The sequence below is a fragment of the Natrialba sp. PRR66 genome (assembly GCF_034808065.1).
GTDB classification, from domain to species: Archaea; Halobacteriota; Halobacteria; order Halobacteriales; family Natrialbaceae; genus Natrialba; species Natrialba aegyptia.
Genome location: NZ_JAXHGN010000016.1, coordinates 1 through 807, shown reverse-complemented (window position 1 = coordinate 807; position 807 = coordinate 1). Strand labels below are relative to the sequence as shown.

The 807-nt window shown below is 53.8% G+C and carries 1 rRNA gene; it reads right to left on the bottom strand.

Annotation, left to right across the window (positions count from 1 at the left end):
* Positions 1-807 (bottom strand): 23S ribosomal RNA (locus tag SM755_RS23305); the annotation flags it as partial.

Sequence of the window (807 nt, the reverse complement as noted above, 5' to 3'; positions counted from 1 at the left end):
GTAATGCTTCGACATTTTTCGGTTGGAACCAGCTGTTTCCGGATTCGATGGGCCTTTCACCCCTAGACATAGATCACACGAGGGTATTGTAGGACACCAACGCTAACAGGCCTCCACGTGCCTTTCGGCACGCTTCACCTTGTCCATGTCTAGATCATCCGGTTTCGGGTCGTGCCCGTTTGACTCCCCGCGCTTGAACACGGCGGCCCTCGCAATGCTGCGGCCATGTCGGTTTCCCTACGCCTTCCCCGATACTCGGGTTAGACTCGTCAAACAGGCACACTCCCTGGTTCGTTTTTCAAAACGCACGACGCAACTCCGGCTTCCTGTCCGGCTTACTACGGGTTCGCACCCAGTTCATTGTGGACAGGACCTTTTGAGCCACGTCGTTCGATCGCCAACTGATTTCACGCCCTATTGCACCTCCCTTCGTGGGGTGCTTTTCAGCGTTCGTTCACACTACTTGTTCGCTATCGGTCTTGAGGAGTATTTAGTCTTCTCAGTCGATGCCTGAGATATTCACGAGGGATATCCAACCCCCGATACTCTGGAGCTGACTCGTCTCATACTGATCTACACTACGGGACTGTCACCCTGTTTCGTGCTCTGTTCCAAGAGACTTCCTGCAGATGGTCTGAGAGTGCATGTCAGTCCGAACACCACATTGCCCGAAGGCTTCGGTTTGGACTGGGATCGCGTTCCTTCGCCAGTACTAACGACATCACGATTGCGTTTTCTCTTCCTGCCGATACTGAGATGTTTCAGTTCTCGGCGTTCCCCATTGCGCGAAGCAATTGCGGTGGGGAT